This is a genomic window from Methylophaga thalassica (assembly GCF_030159795.1).
Lineage (GTDB): Bacteria > Pseudomonadota > Gammaproteobacteria > Nitrosococcales > Methylophagaceae > Methylophaga > Methylophaga thalassica.
This window is the reverse complement of sequence record NZ_BSND01000005.1, coordinates 143,133-159,659: the sequence shown is the minus strand read 5'-3', so window position 1 is coordinate 159,659 and position 16,527 is coordinate 143,133. Positions and strand designations below refer to the sequence as shown.

Annotated in this window: 19 protein-coding genes; 14 read left to right on the top strand and 5 right to left on the bottom strand. The window is 43.6% G+C overall.

Annotated elements, in window-relative coordinates; all coding sequences use genetic code 11:
- Positions 1 to 193: 193 nt before the first annotated feature.
- The 4 genes from QQL60_RS07975 (at position 194) to QQL60_RS07960 (ending at position 4,608) form a co-directional block, all read left to right on the top strand.
- The gene (locus tag QQL60_RS07975) at positions 194 to 745 is read left to right on the top strand and encodes a hypothetical protein (protein ID WP_007146460.1); all 552 of its coding nucleotides are present in this window, start codon (positions 194 to 196) and stop codon (positions 743 to 745) included.
- Positions 746 to 783: 38 nt separating this feature from the next.
- A complete protein-coding gene (locus tag QQL60_RS07970; protein ID WP_007146459.1) occupies positions 784 to 1,326 on the top strand; it encodes a cytochrome b in 543 nt (180 codons plus the stop codon).
- Between the two features lie 191 nt (positions 1,327 to 1,517).
- Positions 1,518 to 4,226, top strand: coding sequence for a cation-transporting P-type ATPase (locus QQL60_RS07965; RefSeq protein WP_284722987.1), 2,709 nt, complete (start codon positions 1,518 to 1,520; stop codon positions 4,224 to 4,226).
- A 46-nt stretch (positions 4,227 to 4,272) separates the two neighbouring features.
- A complete protein-coding gene (locus QQL60_RS07960; RefSeq protein WP_284722986.1) occupies positions 4,273 to 4,608 on the top strand; it encodes a hypothetical protein in 336 nt (111 codons plus the stop codon).
- Positions 4,609 to 5,023: 415 nt separating this feature from the next.
- On the opposite strand, the gene QQL60_RS07955 is transcribed toward QQL60_RS07960, so the two are convergent.
- Positions 5,024 to 5,599 carry an arylesterase gene (locus tag QQL60_RS07955; protein ID WP_284722985.1) on the bottom strand — a complete coding sequence of 192 codons (576 nt, stop codon included), beginning with the start codon at positions 5,597 to 5,599 and terminating at the stop codon, positions 5,024 to 5,026.
- A 72-nt stretch (positions 5,600 to 5,671) separates the two neighbouring features.
- Between QQL60_RS07955 and QQL60_RS07950 the strand changes: the two genes are divergently transcribed.
- The 4 genes from QQL60_RS07950 (at position 5,672) to QQL60_RS07935 (ending at position 9,873) form a co-directional block, all read left to right on the top strand.
- A complete protein-coding gene (locus tag QQL60_RS07950) occupies positions 5,672 to 6,352 on the top strand; it encodes an ABC transporter ATP-binding protein (RefSeq protein ID WP_284722984.1) in 681 nt (226 codons plus the stop codon).
- Complete coding sequence (locus tag QQL60_RS07945; protein WP_284722983.1) at positions 6,352 to 8,811, top strand: ABC transporter permease; 2,460 nt, start codon at positions 6,352 to 6,354, stop codon at positions 8,809 to 8,811. The genes QQL60_RS07950 and QQL60_RS07945 overlap by 1 nt, the downstream gene beginning before the upstream one ends.
- Positions 8,812 to 8,840: 29 nt before the next feature.
- Positions 8,841 to 9,242, top strand: coding sequence for a lysozyme inhibitor LprI family protein (locus QQL60_RS07940; protein ID WP_284722982.1), 402 nt, complete (start codon positions 8,841 to 8,843; stop codon positions 9,240 to 9,242).
- A 166-nt stretch (positions 9,243 to 9,408) separates the two neighbouring features.
- Entirely contained in the window at positions 9,409 to 9,873 is a 465-nt protein-coding gene (locus QQL60_RS07935) for a hypothetical protein (RefSeq protein WP_284450731.1), read from the top strand.
- 10 nt (positions 9,874 to 9,883) lie between these two features.
- Here QQL60_RS07935 and QQL60_RS07930 read toward each other — a convergent pair whose 3' ends face one another.
- Both QQL60_RS07930 and QQL60_RS07925 read right to left on the bottom strand, forming a co-directional pair.
- Positions 9,884 to 10,540 (bottom strand): class I SAM-dependent methyltransferase, encoded by a 657-nt coding sequence (locus QQL60_RS07930; RefSeq protein ID WP_284722981.1) that lies wholly within the window; start codon positions 10,538 to 10,540, stop codon positions 9,884 to 9,886.
- Positions 10,541 to 10,787: 247 nt separating this feature from the next.
- Positions 10,788 to 11,042 (bottom strand): hypothetical protein, encoded by a 255-nt coding sequence (locus tag QQL60_RS07925; RefSeq protein ID WP_284450733.1) that lies wholly within the window; start codon positions 11,040 to 11,042, stop codon positions 10,788 to 10,790.
- Positions 11,043 to 11,320: 278 nt separating this feature from the next.
- Between QQL60_RS07925 and QQL60_RS07920 the strand changes: the two genes are divergently transcribed.
- Positions 11,321 to 11,689 (top strand): YidH family protein, encoded by a 369-nt coding sequence (locus QQL60_RS07920; protein ID WP_284450734.1) that lies wholly within the window; start codon positions 11,321 to 11,323, stop codon positions 11,687 to 11,689.
- Positions 11,689 to 12,186, top strand: a complete 498-nt coding sequence (locus tag QQL60_RS07915; protein ID WP_284722980.1) for a hypothetical protein — start codon at positions 11,689 to 11,691, stop codon at positions 12,184 to 12,186. The genes QQL60_RS07920 and QQL60_RS07915 overlap by 1 nt, the downstream gene beginning before the upstream one ends.
- A gap of 83 nt (positions 12,187 to 12,269) precedes the next feature.
- Here the strand turns inward: QQL60_RS07915 and QQL60_RS07910 are convergent, their stop codons facing one another.
- Both QQL60_RS07910 and pstS read right to left on the bottom strand, forming a co-directional pair.
- Positions 12,270 to 12,734, bottom strand: a complete 465-nt coding sequence (locus QQL60_RS07910) for a pyridoxamine 5'-phosphate oxidase family protein (RefSeq protein ID WP_284450736.1) — start codon at positions 12,732 to 12,734, stop codon at positions 12,270 to 12,272.
- Between the two features lie 228 nt (positions 12,735 to 12,962).
- Positions 12,963 to 14,009: a phosphate ABC transporter substrate-binding protein PstS gene (gene pstS, locus QQL60_RS07905; RefSeq protein ID WP_284722979.1), complete on the bottom strand. Its 1,047-nt coding sequence runs from the start codon at positions 14,007 to 14,009 to the stop codon at positions 12,963 to 12,965.
- Positions 14,010 to 14,243: 234 nt separating this feature from the next.
- Between pstS and QQL60_RS07900 the strand changes: the two genes are divergently transcribed.
- Genes QQL60_RS07900 through QQL60_RS07885 form a run of 4 tightly spaced genes read left to right on the top strand, consistent with a single transcriptional unit; the run spans position 14,244 to position 16,510 of the window.
- Positions 14,244 to 14,636: a hypothetical protein gene (locus QQL60_RS07900; protein WP_284722978.1), complete on the top strand. Its 393-nt coding sequence runs from the start codon at positions 14,244 to 14,246 to the stop codon at positions 14,634 to 14,636.
- Entirely contained in the window at positions 14,636 to 14,983 is a 348-nt protein-coding gene (locus tag QQL60_RS07895; protein WP_284722977.1) for a metalloregulator ArsR/SmtB family transcription factor, read from the top strand. The genes QQL60_RS07900 and QQL60_RS07895 overlap by 1 nt, the downstream gene beginning before the upstream one ends.
- A gap of 22 nt (positions 14,984 to 15,005) precedes the next feature.
- Positions 15,006 to 15,509, top strand: a complete 504-nt coding sequence (locus QQL60_RS07890) for a phosphatase domain-containing protein (protein ID WP_284722976.1) — start codon at positions 15,006 to 15,008, stop codon at positions 15,507 to 15,509.
- Positions 15,510 to 15,511: 2 nt separating this feature from the next.
- The gene (locus QQL60_RS07885) at positions 15,512 to 16,510 is read left to right on the top strand and encodes an ArsJ-associated glyceraldehyde-3-phosphate dehydrogenase (protein WP_284722975.1); all 999 of its coding nucleotides are present in this window, start codon (positions 15,512 to 15,514) and stop codon (positions 16,508 to 16,510) included.
- Positions 16,511 to 16,527 lie beyond the last annotated feature (17 nt).

Genomic DNA, 16,527 nt, shown 5'->3' with positions numbered 1-16,527 from the left:
TCCGGCTTGGCTACCTTCTTATTTTTCCCTTGAACCATTGGGTTTTCTTCCTGTCACTAGACTGATGGGGCGGGTTTATTGACTTTAACCATCTAATCTATTGAAACAAAAGCTGAAAAGGTAAAACGATTCGTCTTTATTTCAATTTAAGAGAGAGAAGTTTTATTCACTATAACAAGAGGAAACGTGTTGCATGTCTAATGAAAACAACAAGACTTCACTGCCGCACTGGGCAAGTATCCTCGGTGTTGTCGCCATTATGCTGGGCGTTTTTTTAACGGCTGTGCAGGGTAATGAGGCGATGAAACAATCCGTGGTGACCAACAATATGCCAGCGGATGGTGTGATGCCGGCAGCTGACTGTCCAGAGGAAGAACTGGAAGAGGAGGGGATCACAGTAGCTGAATGTGAATACCTGATTGAGCATGTTAAAGGCGTAGCGCTCGCTGCACCTGACTGGTTCCCTAATGTACAAATGACCTTAGCGGGTATCGGGGCCGTGTTGGCGTTTATCTCAGTGATTATCGGCGGAGCATTGGTAAATTACACACCATGGGCATCAAAAGCGGCAGTTGTCGTCTTTAGTGGTCTCGCCGCCGTTGATTTATTGCAGTTTGCTGCTGTGGTGAATACCGGCCCAACTCTGAGAGAAATTTATCTGGGCGGTATTTTGCTCTGGTTCATTCTGCATTTGATGTTAGTCGTGGGCACATTAGCTGGCAGACACACAGAAGCCAGTGCCTAATCTCCTACAATTGCAACGAAATATAAACGGAAGCTGTTATGCAAAGACAAGGTTTTAGTAGAACGGCGGTAATCCTGCATTGGTTGCTAGCTGTTTCAATTTTCTTTTTATTTATCTCAAGCTGGTGGATGATGGGCTTACCTTTGCCATCACCCGAATTACAATTTCGGGCATTTCCTTTCCAGCTACATAAAAATATTGGTATCACTTTGGTGATAATCATTCTGATGCTGCTTTATGTTCGTCTCAGACACCGGCCTGCGCCACCAGATTCAAGCGATATGGCGCCATGGATGCACTGGTTAGCTATCGCTGCTCATGTCGCTGTCTATGGTTTGGTGTTAGCGGTATGTATTACTGGCTATCTTTCATCAGCTCATACCCGTTGGGATACGGTGTTTTGGTGGACGATTGAGTTTCCACGTATTGCGGCACCCAGTGAAGAGTTAAATGAATTCTGGGGTGAGCTGCATATGTGGACAGCATGGGCGCTGCTGGGCATTATTGCCGTGCATGTGAGTGGTGCTATTTATCATGCTTTCCGTAATGATGGCATTGTGCGTCGTATGATGCGTTGGTAATCCCATCATCATTACATTGAGCTAAAAATGGGTCCTTTGGGGCCCATTTTTTTGTTTTTCATCTTTTTGTCATACTAGCTCTATGATTATTTGCATTACAGTAGCTCGGCATGATTGATTTATGTTGTCAGCAGATTAATGACTAAATTTGCTCGGATCACAGAGAGATGGATGATGTGAGACACTTGAGTATGAATACATCAAAAAACAGCGTTTCTGCATGGCATAATTTGAGTGTCGAATCTTCATTTGAAACAGTCAATACGTCAGCGACAGGATTGAAGCAGCAAGTGGCTGAAGAGCGCCTCAAACGCTATGGAAAGAATAGCCTGCCCAAAGCAAAAAAACGCAGTGCGTTTATCCGATTTCTGAGTCATTTTCATAACATCCTTATTTATGTTTTGCTGGGATCTGCTGTGGTTACGGCAGCCCTTGCGCACTGGATTGATACGGGCGTGATCCTTGCGGTTGTGATGGCTAATGCCATTATTAGCTTTATTCAGGAGGGTAAAGCAGAATCGGCCATGGGGGCGATTCAACAGATGCTGGCACCCATTGCTCATGTCATACGCGATGCTGAGCGAGTCAGTATTGACGGCGAAGAGCTGGTGCCGGGTGATATTGTGTTGATTGAAGCCGGTGATAAAGTGCCAGCTGATTTACGCTTGTTTGATGCACATGGATTATCCATACAAGAATCGATTTTGACGGGTGAATCGGTGGCGGTAGAGAAACTGACCAGCCCTGTTGATGAGCAAGCGGCGTTGGGTGACCGAACGTGTATGGCATTTTCTGGGACACTGGTGTCCTCTGGTCAGGGAAAAGGCATTGTTATCGCTACGGGTGGCAACACTGAGATTGGCCGTATCAGTCGTTTGCTTTCAGAGGTGGAAACGCTAACGACGCCACTTATCAGACAGATGAATGTGTTTGCTAAATGGTTAACACTGGTTATTTTAGTGCTCGCTTCAATATTGCTGGTGTTTGGCTATTTCTCCGCTCAGCATGATTTTGCTGAGATGTTTATGTCTGTCGTGGGCTTGTCTGTAGCGGCTATCCCAGAAGGTTTACCCGCGGTGCTCACCATCACGCTGGCCATTGGTGTGCAGGCCATGGCCAGACGTCAGGCCATCGTTCGTCGCTTACCTGCGATTGAAACATTAGGATCGGTGTCAGTGATTTGTTCTGATAAAACCGGGACACTCACACGTAATGAAATGATGGTGGCCTCCGTTCTGACACAGCAACATCTGTTTACGATAGAAGGCGAAGGCTATAGACCAAAAGGGGCGTTGAAGTTAAACGAGCAGCAGATTTCGCCATCAGAGCACAGTGTATTAGAGGAAATGGCCCGAGCAGCAATACTGTGTAATGACGCGTCATTAATAGAAAGAGAAGGTGTATGGCGAACCGAAGGTGATCCCATGGAAGGGGCTTTACTCTCTTTTTCAGCCAAGATGAATGTGGAGGCTCGAACTGAGCTGGCTTTATGGAAACGAACTGATGCCATTCCTTTTGATGCTCGTCACCGTTATATGGCGACCTTGAGTCATGATCACCAACATCACGCTTGTATTTTTGTAAAAGGTGCACCAGAACGCATTCTGGAAATGTGTGATAGTCAGCGCAATGCTAGCGGACAAAACGAAGCTTTAGACAGGGAACATTGGCAGCAAAAAATGTTGACGATGGCGGCCAAAGGCCAGCGTCTTTTAGCTTTTGCTATGAAGCCTGTTGATGCGAATTACAGCGTGCTGGAACAGGATGACCTGCAGCATTCGCTGATTTTGTTGGGTATAGTTGGTCTGATTGATCCTCCCCGCTCAGAAGCAATAAAGGCTGTGGCTGAATGTCATGTGGCCGGTATCAGGGTGAAAATGATCACGGGCGATCATGCTGAAACAGCCGCGGCTATTGCCAAACAAATTGGCTTGAAGAATTCACAAAACGTGCTGACCGGCAAGGAGCTGGACGGCTTGGATGAGCAACAGTTAAAAGCCCAAGTGCTTGAATGTGATATTTTCGCCAGAACCAGCCCTGAACATAAGTTACGATTGGTGACGGCAATACAGGCACATGGTCTGACAGTGGCGATGACGGGGGACGGTGTAAATGATGCACCGGCTCTTAAACGTGCTGATGCCGGTATTGCCATGGGCCTTAAAGGTTCTGAAGCCGCAAAAGAAGCAGCCGAGCTGGTACTGGCAGACGATAATTTTGCCACGATCGTCTCAGCCGTCCGCGAAGGACGCACTGTCTATGACAATTTGAAAAAGATTATTAGCTGGACCTTACCGACCAATGCGGGCGAAGCCATGACAATCATTGTGGCTCTGCTGTTTGGCATGACATTACCTATTACACCGGTTCAGATTCTCTGGGTTAACCTCATAACAGCAGTGACTTTGGGGATTGCACTGGCTTTTGAACCGACAGAAGAAAATACCATGCGCCGGCCGCCACGTTCACGTGATGAGTCTTTATTAAGCGTCGAACTGATGTGGCATATTGTCTTGGTCTCTATGCTTTTTTTATCTGGTGTCTACGGTATTTATCACTATGCTATTAATCAGGGCTACTCGGTTGAACTTGCCCGTACATTGGCCGTCAATACGCTGGTGGTGATGGAAATTTTCCACTTATTTTTTATTCGGAATATTCATGGCACATCGCTCACCTGGAAAGCGATCTGTGGCACAAAAGTTATCTGGCGTGTCGTTTTCGTGATTAGCTGTGCACAGTTTGCCATTACTTACCTGCCGTGGCTTCAGGCCATTTTTGGCACTGAAAGTATTGCTTTTTGGGATGGCATTCTGGTGGTTGGTATCGGAGTGATGCTATTTGTTGTGATTGAAGTGGAAAAACAACTGCGGCTTCTTGTGGGACGGGTCAGAGCATAAAAGAATTTACCTTGATCATTCATTAAAATGGACGTTGGGATGATAAATGTTTGAACGATGGAAGAAGAAAACCGAGCTTAGAAATGAGCGTGATAAGAACGGCCTTCGATTTCTCGGTGCAGAAATTCAGCCTAATGGCGATCTGGTTTTTAATGGTCAAGACATAGGGCCAGGTGTTGAAAAGGTGTTAGGTTCGTCTGAATATGAGTGGTATTGGACGGTAAAAGCAGAGCATATTTCGAGCTTACAACAAGCACTAGGTGGCGGCCATATAATCACATTACTCGAAAGCCATTTTAGTGGTGAAAAAGCGGCTGGTCTGATGCCGTTTATGGAAGCGCACAACATCCCATTCGAATCATGGTACCGTCAGGGCGATTAGCATTTACCCCAAATAAGGTATAAGTCGGGTTTAGTCTTGGTGATGTGATATGCCATAAAGAGATGGGAAATCAGTAAATAAACTATCGCTTATTGATAATTGAGCCCATACTGGGCGTCTATGTACCAACATTGATTGGCATTGATGTTTCTACCTAGAACATGCCCTCAAATCAGCCAACAAGCCGTTGAGGTTAATGCATTCACCCAAAGGGAAATATCATGAGTAAAGGTCAGGACACTAAAAAGGACAAGAAAAAGGCACCGTTGCTAACACCGAAAGAAAAGAAAGCAGCAAAAAAAGCCAAGCAAACGGACAAGAATGTTTTTGGACATTAATCAAAAAAGGCTACTCATAAATTGAGTAGCCTTTTTTCTGCCATCACTTATGACAACCGTCGGTGATAACACTATTTTTATTTAGATTCTTCCAAAAGTGGTAACAACACCGGTTTAATATTCTGTAACACAACCGGTTGTCCCTCTTTGTTTGGATGTAGGCCATCGGCTTGCATCAACGCTTTATTGAGTGCGACACCTTTGAGCATAAAGGGCACATACGCCAGCTCATATTCCTCGGCCAACTCTTTGTATAAATTAAAAAACATTTCGGTATAACGTTTGCCGTAATTCTTTGGAATCTGGTTGCCCAGCAATAGCACTTTGGCGTCAGCCTGATGTGCTTGTTCAATCATGGATTCAAGATTGTTTTTGGTTTGAGTAAGTGGATAGCCTCGCAAGGCATCATTGGCACCTAGTTCTATGATCACCCAACTGGGTTTATGCTCAGAAAGCAGTTGTTTAAAGCGGGACAAACCACCCTGTGTGGTTTCACCACTGACACTGGCATTGACGATGGTGATTTCCGGATGAGACTCTGAAAGTTGATTTTCCAGTAAACTAACCCAACCTAATTCGGGTCGTAGATTGTAGGCAGCGCTGAGGCTGTCCCCCATAACCAGCAGTGTTGATGCAGATGCAAGGTTACTCATGAATAAACTGATGAGTAACACAAACCAATATTGTCTTTTTAAAAACATAAAAACCTTCAAGAGTGGAAAAACATGGCAGTCAAAACTGCAATCAAAGTAAGCAATTTAACTCATACCGTATCAGCAAATACAGGCGATTTGACCATACTGAGAGGGATTAGTTTAAACATTAATGAAGGGGAGTCAGTCGCTATTGTCGGCGCGTCTGGTTCGGGTAAGTCGACCTTACTGGGCTTACTGGCAGGATTGGATGTGAATACTTCTGGTGAGATTTATCTCTACGACCATGCTTTCTCAACAATGGATGAAGAACAGCGGGCGTTATTACGCGGGCAATATGTGGGGTTTATATTTCAATCGTTTCACTTGTTACCCAGTTTGCAGGCGGTTGAAAACGTGATGTTACCGGCGGAGTTAAAAGGTGATAAAGACGCACGACAAAAGGCAGAAGCCTTGCTGGACAAGGTGGGGCTTTCGCATCGCTTAACGCATTATCCGAATCAGCTTTCTGGTGGTGAGCAACAGCGTGTCGCCATTGCCAGAGCGTTTGCTTCCAGTCCGAAGATTCTGTTTGCCGATGAGCCTACTGGCAATCTGGATGAAGGCAATGGACGTATCATCATCGAACAGCTTTTTGAGCTGAATAAAGCGCAAGGCACCACACTGGTGATGGTCACACACGACAACCATCTGGCAGAGAAGTGTGATCGTCAATTAGTCATGTCTGCTGGTCAGCTGGTGGAAAAAAACTGATGCGTTTTGCCTTACGACTATTACTACGCGATATGCGTAGCGGCGATATTCTAACCCTGATTTTTGCATTGATTATTGCAGTGAGTACGGTCACAGCAATTACGCTATTTATTGACCGCTTGCAGCTATCATTTGAAAGCGAGTCTGCCAGTTTGATGGCCGCTGACAGACTGATTAGTTCTGATGATGAGATTCCGCAAAACTGGCAAAGCAAGGCAAATGAATTAGGGCTTAAACAAGCGGAACGGACTTCATTCAGAACCATGATATTTGCCGGTGACAATCTACAACTAAGCCAAGTCAGTGCAGTTACGGATCTGTATCCGTTAAGAGGTGCCTATCTGGTTGACGATACCTTATTTGGTACCGGCACGGATGACACAACACCACCTCAACCGGGAAAAATATGGCTGTCTTCACGCTTGGCAAGTTTATTGGGTGTCACTATTGGTGATCAGGTTGAAGTGGGTGAGACGACCTTAACGGTCAGTCAATTTCTGGTCAGAGATCCTAATGCCAGCAGTTCGGCTTTTGCTGTGTCACCTCGTGCAGTGATTAATATGGCAGATCTGGCTGCAACAAAGGTGATTATCCCTGGCAGTCGGGTTCGTTACAGCCTATTGCTGGCGGGGGATAAATCCGCATTGGATGAATATGAAACTTGGGTAACATCCCAACTTAATGAGGGCCAACGCTGGCAGACTCCAACGCAGAAAGGCGAGCGTATTGGTGACACCATTGGTAAAGCACAATCATTCCTTCTACTAGCGGGGACACTAGCGGTTATCCTATCTGGTGTCGCGATGGCCCTTGCCTCATCACGTTTTGTAAAACGCCATTTAATGCAGGTGGCTGTGTTAAAAACACTAGGTGCCACACCAAGAAAATTGATCCATGTATTTTTAATTCAATTTATTGTCTTGTTTATGCTGGGGGCTGGGGTTGGACTCGCTATTGGCTGGGGACTTCAACTCATTATTTCCTCATTGCTGGCGGGATTGATGTCAACAGCATTGCCTGAACCTTCCATCAGCCGTTTATGGCTGGGAGTGGCGACGGGGTTTGTTTCCATGCTGGCATTCTGTTTTCCATTGATGCAGCGTCTGATCAAAGTGTCACCGATGTCAGTGTTACAGCCGGGTTTTAAAGTAGAACAAAACACCGTCATCATTTATGGCATCGGCTTTATTGGTATGTATGGCCTGATGTGTCTATACACGGGGGGATTTATTCTGCCCAGCATCATGATGTTAGCTATTGTCGGGATTGGGATAGTTGTCGCTTTACTGGGTTATGCTGTATTCAGTTTAGGCCGTTCGCTGACCTCCGGGGCAACCAGTGGTTGGCAGATAGGCTTTGCCGCCTTGTATCGTCGCTTATTACCCAACTTATTTCAGTTATTAGTCTTCACGCTGATTATTATGCTGGGCTTGATATTGGTGGGTGTGAAATCAAACCTGATTTCAGACTGGCAACAGCAATTACCTGCTGATGCGCCAAACCATTATCTGTTCAACGTTCAGGCAGACCAGATTAAGCAAATAGATCAGGTAACAGATGATTTGGGGATAAAACGATCTGATTGGTTCCCGATGGTTCGCGGGCGAGTCATCACCATCAATGGCACATCGGTACAAACACTTTATCCTGAAGATAGACCTGAGCCGGAATTATTCGAACGTGAGTTAAATCTGACCTGGTCTGATGAAGTAGGCAAAGGCAGTAAGCTGATTGAAGGTGACTTTGCTGCCGATGGCTTATCTATTGAGCAACGGGTGATGCAGGAAGCGAATTTGAAAATGGGGGATGAGCTCACCCTGAATATCGGTGGTAATGAGGTTACTTTACCTATCACTTCCGTGCGAGAGGTCGATTGGGGATCCATGCAGCCGAATTTTTACCTGATATTGCCTAAGCATGCTATAGCGGACTATCTCGCTAATTTTGTCAGTAGTGTGTTTATCAGCCAGCAAAATGCCCAATCCTTTTATAAGGCGATGTCTCAATTTCCAACCGTGTCGATGTTAAATGTCGGTGATTTATTAAAACAAGTGCAAACGGTTATAGGGCAATTGTCACAGGCAATTCAACTAGTACTTCTCTGCATCTTGAGTGCCGGTGCTCTCGTGTTATTAGCGAGTGTACGCTCGACATTGGAAGAACGTTTGGAGGAGGGGGCTTTATTACGCGTGCTTGGCGCCAAGAAAGCCCTGGTGCAGCAGGCACTGTTTGTTGAATTTGGTGCACTGGGATTGTTTTCAGGACTGATTGCCGCTGCTGGTGCCGAAGCCTGCCTGTATGGTTTACAGGTATTTTTATTTAAAGCAGAAGCAAGCTGGCACCCTTTGTTATGGAGTCTTGGTCCTTTGATTGGTGTGGTGGTTATCTCAGCAATTGGTTTATTTGCTAGTAGAAAGGTGTCGAGTGTGCCACCGATGCATTTGTTACGAGCAGTTTAGTTTGATAAGGATAAAATGAATTGAAAAGGATGCGAAAGACGGTATTAGTTATGATGGGGATGGGACTGATTTCATCTATAGCCCATGCTGAATCTGAGACTCATCCATGTCAATCTGCCAGTGATGAAAAAAGCATGTACGACTGTTTGCAGCAAGAACTTAAACAAGCAGAAGCCAAGTTGAATGATGTCTATGACAGACTGGAAACGCGTTATAAAGAGGATGCATCCGAGCTGATGGATAATCCATCACAGGCCGACTATCTCGCTAAAGCACAGGATGCCTGGCATCAATATCGTCAGACAAGCTGTGATTTTGAAACCTATGAATCCAGGACGGGTACTGGCTTTGGTAGCATCTATACCGCTTGTCTTCTGGAAAAAACGCAGCAACGTACCAACTACTTACAGTGGTTTGTTGACAACCCTTAATGCATCGACCGCAAAAGAAGTGAAGTGCTTTTATGATGTAAAGCGGTTAGCGAAATTCACTGGCTTGTAATCGTCAACAAATTTTAATTTGATAGCGCTACACTTATCGCTGTTGGTCATCAGCAATAAGTCTATGTTTTGTGCGGAATACAATGGAGGTGTTGATATGCTTAACGAGCAAGCCAGGGCTGTAATCCCTCATCAATTATTGGTATTTAATCTGCTGGTGTTTAATCTGTTATTGCCGATCGGTTCTCTATTGATGGGATTGGAAATATTACTGTTACCAATCGCCATCGTTTGCTCATTATCAGTGATTTTTTATATTTGGTATCGAGCAAAACATGTACATCAAACCCCGCTAATCAATGCACACTGGCATATTGTCTGGAAACGGTGTCGTATAGTTTTGATTGCTTACTCTATCTCGATTTCGATAGAGCTGCTCAGTACTCTGATGATATCGTTTCAAAAAGATCCGCAATTACGTTCCATCATGATGATCGCCTTCACACGCATTGCCATCGTACCGACTCTCTTGGTGGTGACACCATTACTGATTTCGTCGACGATCGCGATGACCAAAGTGCGGCGAGGAAAGTTGAAAGTAGCCGGTATTACGCCGCAATAAAAAGATAGTTTTAGCGTGAGAATCTTAGGATAGAACCTTTATAGCTCTCTTTTAAGTAGTCGGTGTGTTCAGGTTTTATGTAACTACTGGTAAAGCCAAATGCGATCATTTCCCGATCCAGTTTGTTTTTTCGGCCCCTGTCCGGATCGACCAGAACAACATCGCAATGCTGATTCGCATGATTATTGATGAAGTTGGCCAGCAACAGGACATGCTCATCTTCGTAAAGCAGATCGCTACCGATAATTAAATCAAACTTGCCCAAATCACTATCATCATTCGCCCAGTCCACTTGTTCGAAAGCAATATTTTTCCCACTGTTGAGATCGGTGTTTCGATCAAGAAAATGATTCACTTCAGGGTGGTAGTCAGTCGCCGTGATATCGGCCATGCGTTCATTGAGTAATAAGCTGGATAAGGCCATACCACAGCCAATTTCAAGGATACGTTTATTTTTAATATCGTAATCCAGCATATGATTGGCGAGCACAATGCTGGACGGCCAGACAACACCAAACAGGGGCCAGGTAGCTGAAGATATACCCATATCATCCGCTTCACCCTCGGGATCACTAAATTGCTGTTTGTCACGAAGAGTACAAAGGTGAATATCCATGTCACCGACTTCAATTGTCTGGTAACGAACACGAACGGGCTTGGTCATCATTTATCCTGATAAAGCAATGGGAGCTGAGCCAGTTATATGGGATAAATGACAAAACGAGAGTAGGCCAGAATATAGTAATTATCGATAACTGCAAGTTTCTTATTTTAATTCAGTGATGTAGTCATGATGTTTGTTTTTTATCAGGGGGCTTGTGATACATCAATCATGGAGTAGAAATATAAACCGAATAGGTAAAAAAAGCCCTATGACGCTTTTCACAGACGTGCATAGGGCTTGTTTTTAAGTATTAATGTTGTGATTCGATAAGATGCGATTCTGCATATTCCAAAGCAAGGTCATAATCAAATTTCGCGCCTGCTTCGATAAGTTCATCTAATTGGGATTTAGCATGTTCTTTGTTGACGTGGTCTGAATCTATCACCGCCAGATACGCATACGTGCCCGCGACTTCTTCTGGCGAGTCACTGTTTGTTCCACCATGATCGATTAATTGAACAACATCTTGAATTGACCGAGCTTCCTTAATTTCAGTTGAAATCATTTCAACCTCCTATTTAATTGGCTGGACTTTCAGTGAAACGCGATAGCCTGTTTGAGTCAAGTCGATGCCTGGTTGTTTTACCTATTTTTACAACCGATAGTTTTGTGAAAATAGGTTTTTATCAATGTGCGATGATGCTAAGCGTGCAGTCATAAAAACTGTCCGCAATCAGTTTGAAGTGAAGTAGAGGTATGTTTTCAATTTCTTGGTGGTTATCTTGGTCATTTGACGTTATGGTTTAACCTCACTGTAAATCTTGAGTGGAAGAGCGATTTGATATGTCTTATTTAGATGATCCGAGAGTGTTGTTTGCTGCGGAACGCACATTATTAGCCTGGAACCGCACCAGTCTTGCCATGATTGCCTTTGGCTTTGTTGTTGAGCGGGCCGGTCTGTTAATCGCAGTCATGCAAGGGCATCAGGCACCTCATACAACATCTTCAACTTTTATACTTGGTCTCGCTTTTATCCTGCTTGGTGCGGTATGTGCGCTTATCTCGTCCTATCAGTATGGCGTGGTACTCAAGCAATTAAGCGAAGCCGAAATACCCAAAGGTTACAAAGCGCGCTGGGGCGTGTTGGCTAATCTGGTTGTTGCCGTGTTGAGTCTGGCCTTGGCAGTATCATTATTTAATGTAGCGAGCTGATGAAGCATCTTAGACTTTACGGGCAGAGTAAACTTATCGGGCTTTTATTACTGCTGTGTTTATCAAGCAGTCTTTACGCTGAAAATGTATGTCACAAACAGGAAACGATTTCCTTTAGTTGTCATATCAAGTCTAAAGCAGTTTCAGTCTGTGTCAGTGCACAGGACACGTTAATCTATCGCTTTGGTAAACCGGAACAGATTGAGCTGGAACTCCACGCACCTGTGCAATTCAGTTCGACAGCATACAGTGGCGGTGGAGAAGGACGCCTGCGGTTCTCAAACGGGCGTTATGACTATATCGTTTATTCCGGCATCAGCAATGGAGAATGGATTGATGCAGAGGCCGGTGTCAGAGAAAAACGTGAATTTGCCGGGATTTATGTCGTGAAAGATAAACAGGTGCTGGCTGATCTCAAATGTACGGATTATGCAGATAAACACTATATTCATGACTTACCTGCACATGAACAAGAACCTTTTGTTTATTTCGACTAGGCAATAATTGGGGTCAATAAAAAAGCCCTGCTCAGAGGTATGAGCAGGGCTGGTTTTGCATATTTTAAACGAGAGTGGCGGGTTTATAGGCCAAGCTTTTTATGTTCACCCATCATCTCCGGCTCAACTTTGCCATCGGTGAACAGTTTAAATAAACCTTTAATACTCGGATCGGAGATCCATACCTCCGCATCATCCAGCTCAAAACGCATCATTAGTAATGAAGGATCTTCACGACCCTGTTCATACCAGGATGCCGCCATTTTTGACCAGTATTTATCGATCACAGCCTCATCCGTTTCTGGTTTTAATGTGCCTCGAATAGAAGCAAAGACTTTATGATCTTTACTGACAAAATTGGCTTTGGCCGGGCCGCCTTTCGCTATACGGTTGGTTTTTGTGGTGTAAAACCAGAATTCACTATCAGCGTTTTCATCTAACTGTGCTGTCATGGGCTCACTATGTTGGAGCGTGTTATCCAGCCCAATCATCAGAAATGGACTATCACTCATCGCTTCCCACATGGTTTTTCGAATATCGTTACTCATCTATATCTCCTTGACAGTGGTAAATTCAAATTCAACTAAAGATAGCAATGCACATGTTTGTATAGTGTGAAATGCTTTTTATTCATGTCATTTGATTTTTGCACACAGCTTATCTTTAGATGAATCAACGCATTGATTAGTGCGACAACTGACTACGACGATGATTCCTGATAATCCTTTCACTCCTAAATAAGACATACACTTATAGAAATATAATTTTATACATGGTCATAATTTTGATTGTTCTGATCGAATAAGCTGTTCAGGTAATGGGAGGTAATACAAATCCTCAGCAAGTTCTTGGCCGTCATTAAGCGTCCATTTTATTAAGTCTCGAACTTTTTCTGTTTTTCTAGGATCGTTGTAGTCTTTACGTATCAAAGCCCTTGTATATGTCACGATTGGATAGCCATCAGGATCACTAATCGATGAAACTTGTTCCCCAGTTTCATTGTAATGCTCATCATTAAAACTGGCTTGACCTGATTCAATGTCAGGCAAAACAAACTTTCCATGTTTATTCTCTAGTCGTGCCATTTTTAATCCAAGTTGTTTTGCAAAGCCAAACTCAACATAACCAATACTGTTTTTTGTAATAGATAATCGTTGAGACACGCCTTCATTCCCCTTCGCTTTCATCGCCTTTCCCGGCCAATCTATGACTTTGTGTACACCGAACGCGTTTTTCCATTCTGGGCTGATTGCTGAAAGGTGTTGAGTAAAAGCATGGGTTGTACCACTACTATCGGAACGCGTAATAAGCTGAATATGACTCTTCGGTAAGCTGATATCAGCATTGGCAGATTGTATTCGAGGGTCATTCCACTGGGTTATTTTCCCAAGGAAAATATCTGTATACACATCTCTCGGTAGGTTTAAGGGGGTGTTAATTCCATCAATATTGTATGCAATGCTAATCATGCCGGAGGTAACTATAATCTCTTCATACCCTTCTTTCAGGCGACTGGATTCTGCCGAGTTGATAGGGGCATCCGTTGTTCCAATATCTGCTTCTCCAGCTATGAACTGTTCAATCCCTGCACCACTACCGACCGAATGATAAGCATATTGGGTGCTTTGATCCCGTGTTTTGTATTTCTCTAATACATTCTCGAAAAAGGGGCGAGCAAAGGTGGATCCCGAGATAACAATACTCGTGTCTCCATTATCAGCACTCGTCGTGACGGACGAAGAGGATTCGGAATCACACGCTGTCAAACCGAGTGCAGTGAAGACAATACCAATATAAATACTATTTCTAATAAACGATTTCATGACTATTCCTTTTATTTGTGGTGAGCATCTAAATAGCGTTGCTGAGAATTGAATAGAAGGAATATACATATATCATATTACATATATATGAAATATGATATATTAGTTTATTTTTAATGATATGCTACCGAATTTATTTGATTAATGTGGTTTTATAGTTTTATTCTATGTGTAATATTAATGAAATATATATCAATTATCATATATTAAGTCGATCAACGAAACTGAATAAAAATGCAAAGAATTTGTTTCCAATGCCAAGAAAATCCTGTTTATGCTTATCTGGCTACTTTACTGCTGAATAAGGCAGGCGGAAATGACTTCCGAGGATATTGTCATGACATCACATTAGATACTGAGGTATCAGGGGCAATAGCTTACTCAAAGCTGATACCTCATCAAACAACACCTATGAGTCTCACCGAACAATACGATTTCTCGATCTATTTATGTGATAAACAATCTGATGGATGTCCTCAGAACGATGACAGCTCCAAGCAACTATGCTGGCATCTAAATATTGTATCTCTTCCACAAAATATGGTTTTTTGGCTTTCTGTCATAAGAGAGCTGAATAACCGTATTCATTTATTTACCTTAGTTAAATCCAAGCCTGGAATAGAGTGATGAGCCCAGTAGATTTTTATAAATGTCTCTCCGATGAAACGCGTTTACGTTGCATCTTGTTGATTTTCAAACAGGAAGAATTATGTGTTTGTGAATTAACGGAAGCTTTAAATGAAATTCAACCAAAAATCTCCAGGCATTTAGCTCAACTCAGAAAATGTGGGCTTATACAGGATAGACGTCAGGGACAGTGGGTCTTCTATCGTATCAATCCTGACTTACCTCTATGGATGCAAGCCGTGATATCAACCACCCAAATACATAATCAGCAACTTATCGATGAAGACGTGCAACGATTACAACAAATGTCGGATCGTCCAGATAATCAAAAAAATTGCTGCGGATAATTTTTAAGAACGTTGTTAAATCATGAATACACATCCAATTACTTTTCTTCCCCTGCCAACCGGCGGGCAATTTATTTTTACGCCATGTCCTGGCACAAAAGAGACTGACATAGAACAGGCTTTAGACGTTTTGCATCATGCGGGAGCAACATCTGTCATAACAGCCCTACCCGATCACGAGCTTATGGATTTAGGTGTGCCTGACTTGGGAATACTGATCCAGAGGAAGGGGATGCACTGGTTTCAGTTACCCATCGAAGATGATATGTCTCCAGATGCACTTTTCTTGACGAGATTTTCTCAGGTCAAAACTGAGCTACTTAAACAGTTAAAGCAAACATCGACCATTTCTATTCATTGTCGTGGTGGTTCGGGTAGAACAGGATTGATTGCAGCCATACTTTTACTGGAAATGGGTATGGAATGGAAAGAGGTTAAGGAGCTTGTCCAGTCTGTAAGACCTCGTGCTTTAACAGTAACGACACACCTGAATTTCTTAGAAACATACTACGCAATTAAGGATTAAACATGACAATCAAAGTAGGTATTAATGGGTTCGGTCGAATCGGTCGCTTAGCGTTAAGGGCTGCATTTGATTGGGATGATATTGAATTTGTTCAGATTAATGATCCTGCTGCAAATGCAGATACATTGGCTCACTTACTCAATTTCGACTCAGTTCAAGGTACTTGGCAGCATGAGGCGATGTCTGAAGATAATGTCATTCACGTCAATGGTAAACACATCATCTGCAGTCAGAATAAAAGCATCGCTGAGACTGACTGGTCATCCTGTGATGTTGTCATTGAAGCCAGTGGCAAAATGAAAAGCAAGGCCATCCTGCAAGATTATTTGAAACAAGGTGTAAAGCGTGTCGTTGTGACGGCGCCCGTGAAGGAAGAGGGCGTATTAAATGTCGTGATGGGTGTCAATGATGATAGTTATGACAAAAACCAACATCAAATTGTGACAGCCGCTTCCTGCACAACAAACTCTCTTGCGCCTGTGGTTAAAGTTATTCACGATAAGTTAGGTATTAAACATGGCTCTATAACGACCATTCATAACATTACCAATACCCAGACGATCATTGATGCACCACATAAAGACTTACGTCGCGCACGGTCATGTGGCACTAGCTTGATTCCAACAACAACAGGTTCAGCAACGGCGATTACAGAAATTTTTCCTGAGTTAAAAGGGCGTCTTAATGGGCATGCTGTACGTGTGCCGCTAACCAATGCCTCGCTAACAGATTGCGTGTTTGAGGTTGAGCGTGCAACAACAGCTGATGAAGTCAACCGTTTATTAAAAGAAGCGGCTAATGGTGAGTTGAAGGGTATTTTAGGTTTTGAACAGCGCCCTCTGGTATCGATAGATTACAAAGGTGACCCGCGTTCAAGCATTGTTGATGCCTTATCCACCATGGTCGTCAATAACACGCAGGTAAAGATTTATGCCTGGTATGACAACGAGTGGGGCTATGCTAACCGTACTGCTGAGTTAGTGCGTTTGGTCGGTCGCTAGGATTCGGAGTAATCATC

What these genes read in the sequence shown, in the direction of transcription:
- QQL60_RS07920 (WP_284450734.1), top strand. Translation starts at nt 11,321, where the DNA reads ATGTCTTATTTAGATGATCCGAGAGTGTTGTTTGCTGCGGAACGCACA.
- QQL60_RS07950 (WP_284722984.1), top strand. Translation starts at nt 5,672, where the DNA reads ATGGCAGTCAAAACTGCAATCAAAGTAAGCAATTTAACTCATACCGTA.
- QQL60_RS07930 (WP_284722981.1), bottom strand. Translation starts at nt 10,540, where the DNA reads ATGATGACCAAGCCCGTTCGTGTTCGTTACCAGACAATTGAAGTCGGT.
- QQL60_RS07915 (WP_284722980.1), top strand. Translation starts at nt 11,689, where the DNA reads ATGAAGCATCTTAGACTTTACGGGCAGAGTAAACTTATCGGGCTTTTA.
- QQL60_RS07970 (WP_007146459.1), top strand. Translation starts at nt 784, where the DNA reads ATGCAAAGACAAGGTTTTAGTAGAACGGCGGTAATCCTGCATTGGTTG.
- QQL60_RS07975 (WP_007146460.1), top strand. Translation starts at nt 194, where the DNA reads ATGTCTAATGAAAACAACAAGACTTCACTGCCGCACTGGGCAAGTATC.
- QQL60_RS07885 (WP_284722975.1), top strand. Translation starts at nt 15,512, where the DNA reads ATGACAATCAAAGTAGGTATTAATGGGTTCGGTCGAATCGGTCGCTTA.
- pstS (WP_284722979.1), bottom strand. Translation starts at nt 14,009, where the DNA reads ATGAAATCGTTTATTAGAAATAGTATTTATATTGGTATTGTCTTCACT.
- QQL60_RS07895 (WP_284722977.1), top strand. Translation starts at nt 14,636, where the DNA reads ATGAGCCCAGTAGATTTTTATAAATGTCTCTCCGATGAAACGCGTTTA.
- QQL60_RS07945 (WP_284722983.1), top strand. Translation starts at nt 6,352, where the DNA reads ATGCGTTTTGCCTTACGACTATTACTACGCGATATGCGTAGCGGCGAT.
- QQL60_RS07900 (WP_284722978.1), top strand. Translation starts at nt 14,244, where the DNA reads ATGCAAAGAATTTGTTTCCAATGCCAAGAAAATCCTGTTTATGCTTAT.
- QQL60_RS07935 (WP_284450731.1), top strand. Translation starts at nt 9,409, where the DNA reads ATGCTTAACGAGCAAGCCAGGGCTGTAATCCCTCATCAATTATTGGTA.
- QQL60_RS07890 (WP_284722976.1), top strand. Translation starts at nt 15,006, where the DNA reads ATGAATACACATCCAATTACTTTTCTTCCCCTGCCAACCGGCGGGCAA.
- QQL60_RS07955 (WP_284722985.1), bottom strand. Translation starts at nt 5,599, where the DNA reads ATGAGTAACCTTGCATCTGCATCAACACTGCTGGTTATGGGGGACAGC.
- QQL60_RS07965 (WP_284722987.1), top strand. Translation starts at nt 1,518, where the DNA reads ATGAATACATCAAAAAACAGCGTTTCTGCATGGCATAATTTGAGTGTC.
- QQL60_RS07960 (WP_284722986.1), top strand. Translation starts at nt 4,273, where the DNA reads ATGTTTGAACGATGGAAGAAGAAAACCGAGCTTAGAAATGAGCGTGAT.
- QQL60_RS07940 (WP_284722982.1), top strand. Translation starts at nt 8,841, where the DNA reads ATGCGAAAGACGGTATTAGTTATGATGGGGATGGGACTGATTTCATCT.
- QQL60_RS07925 (WP_284450733.1), bottom strand. Translation starts at nt 11,042, where the DNA reads ATGATTTCAACTGAAATTAAGGAAGCTCGGTCAATTCAAGATGTTGTT.
- QQL60_RS07910 (WP_284450736.1), bottom strand. Translation starts at nt 12,734, where the DNA reads ATGAGTAACGATATTCGAAAAACCATGTGGGAAGCGATGAGTGATAGT.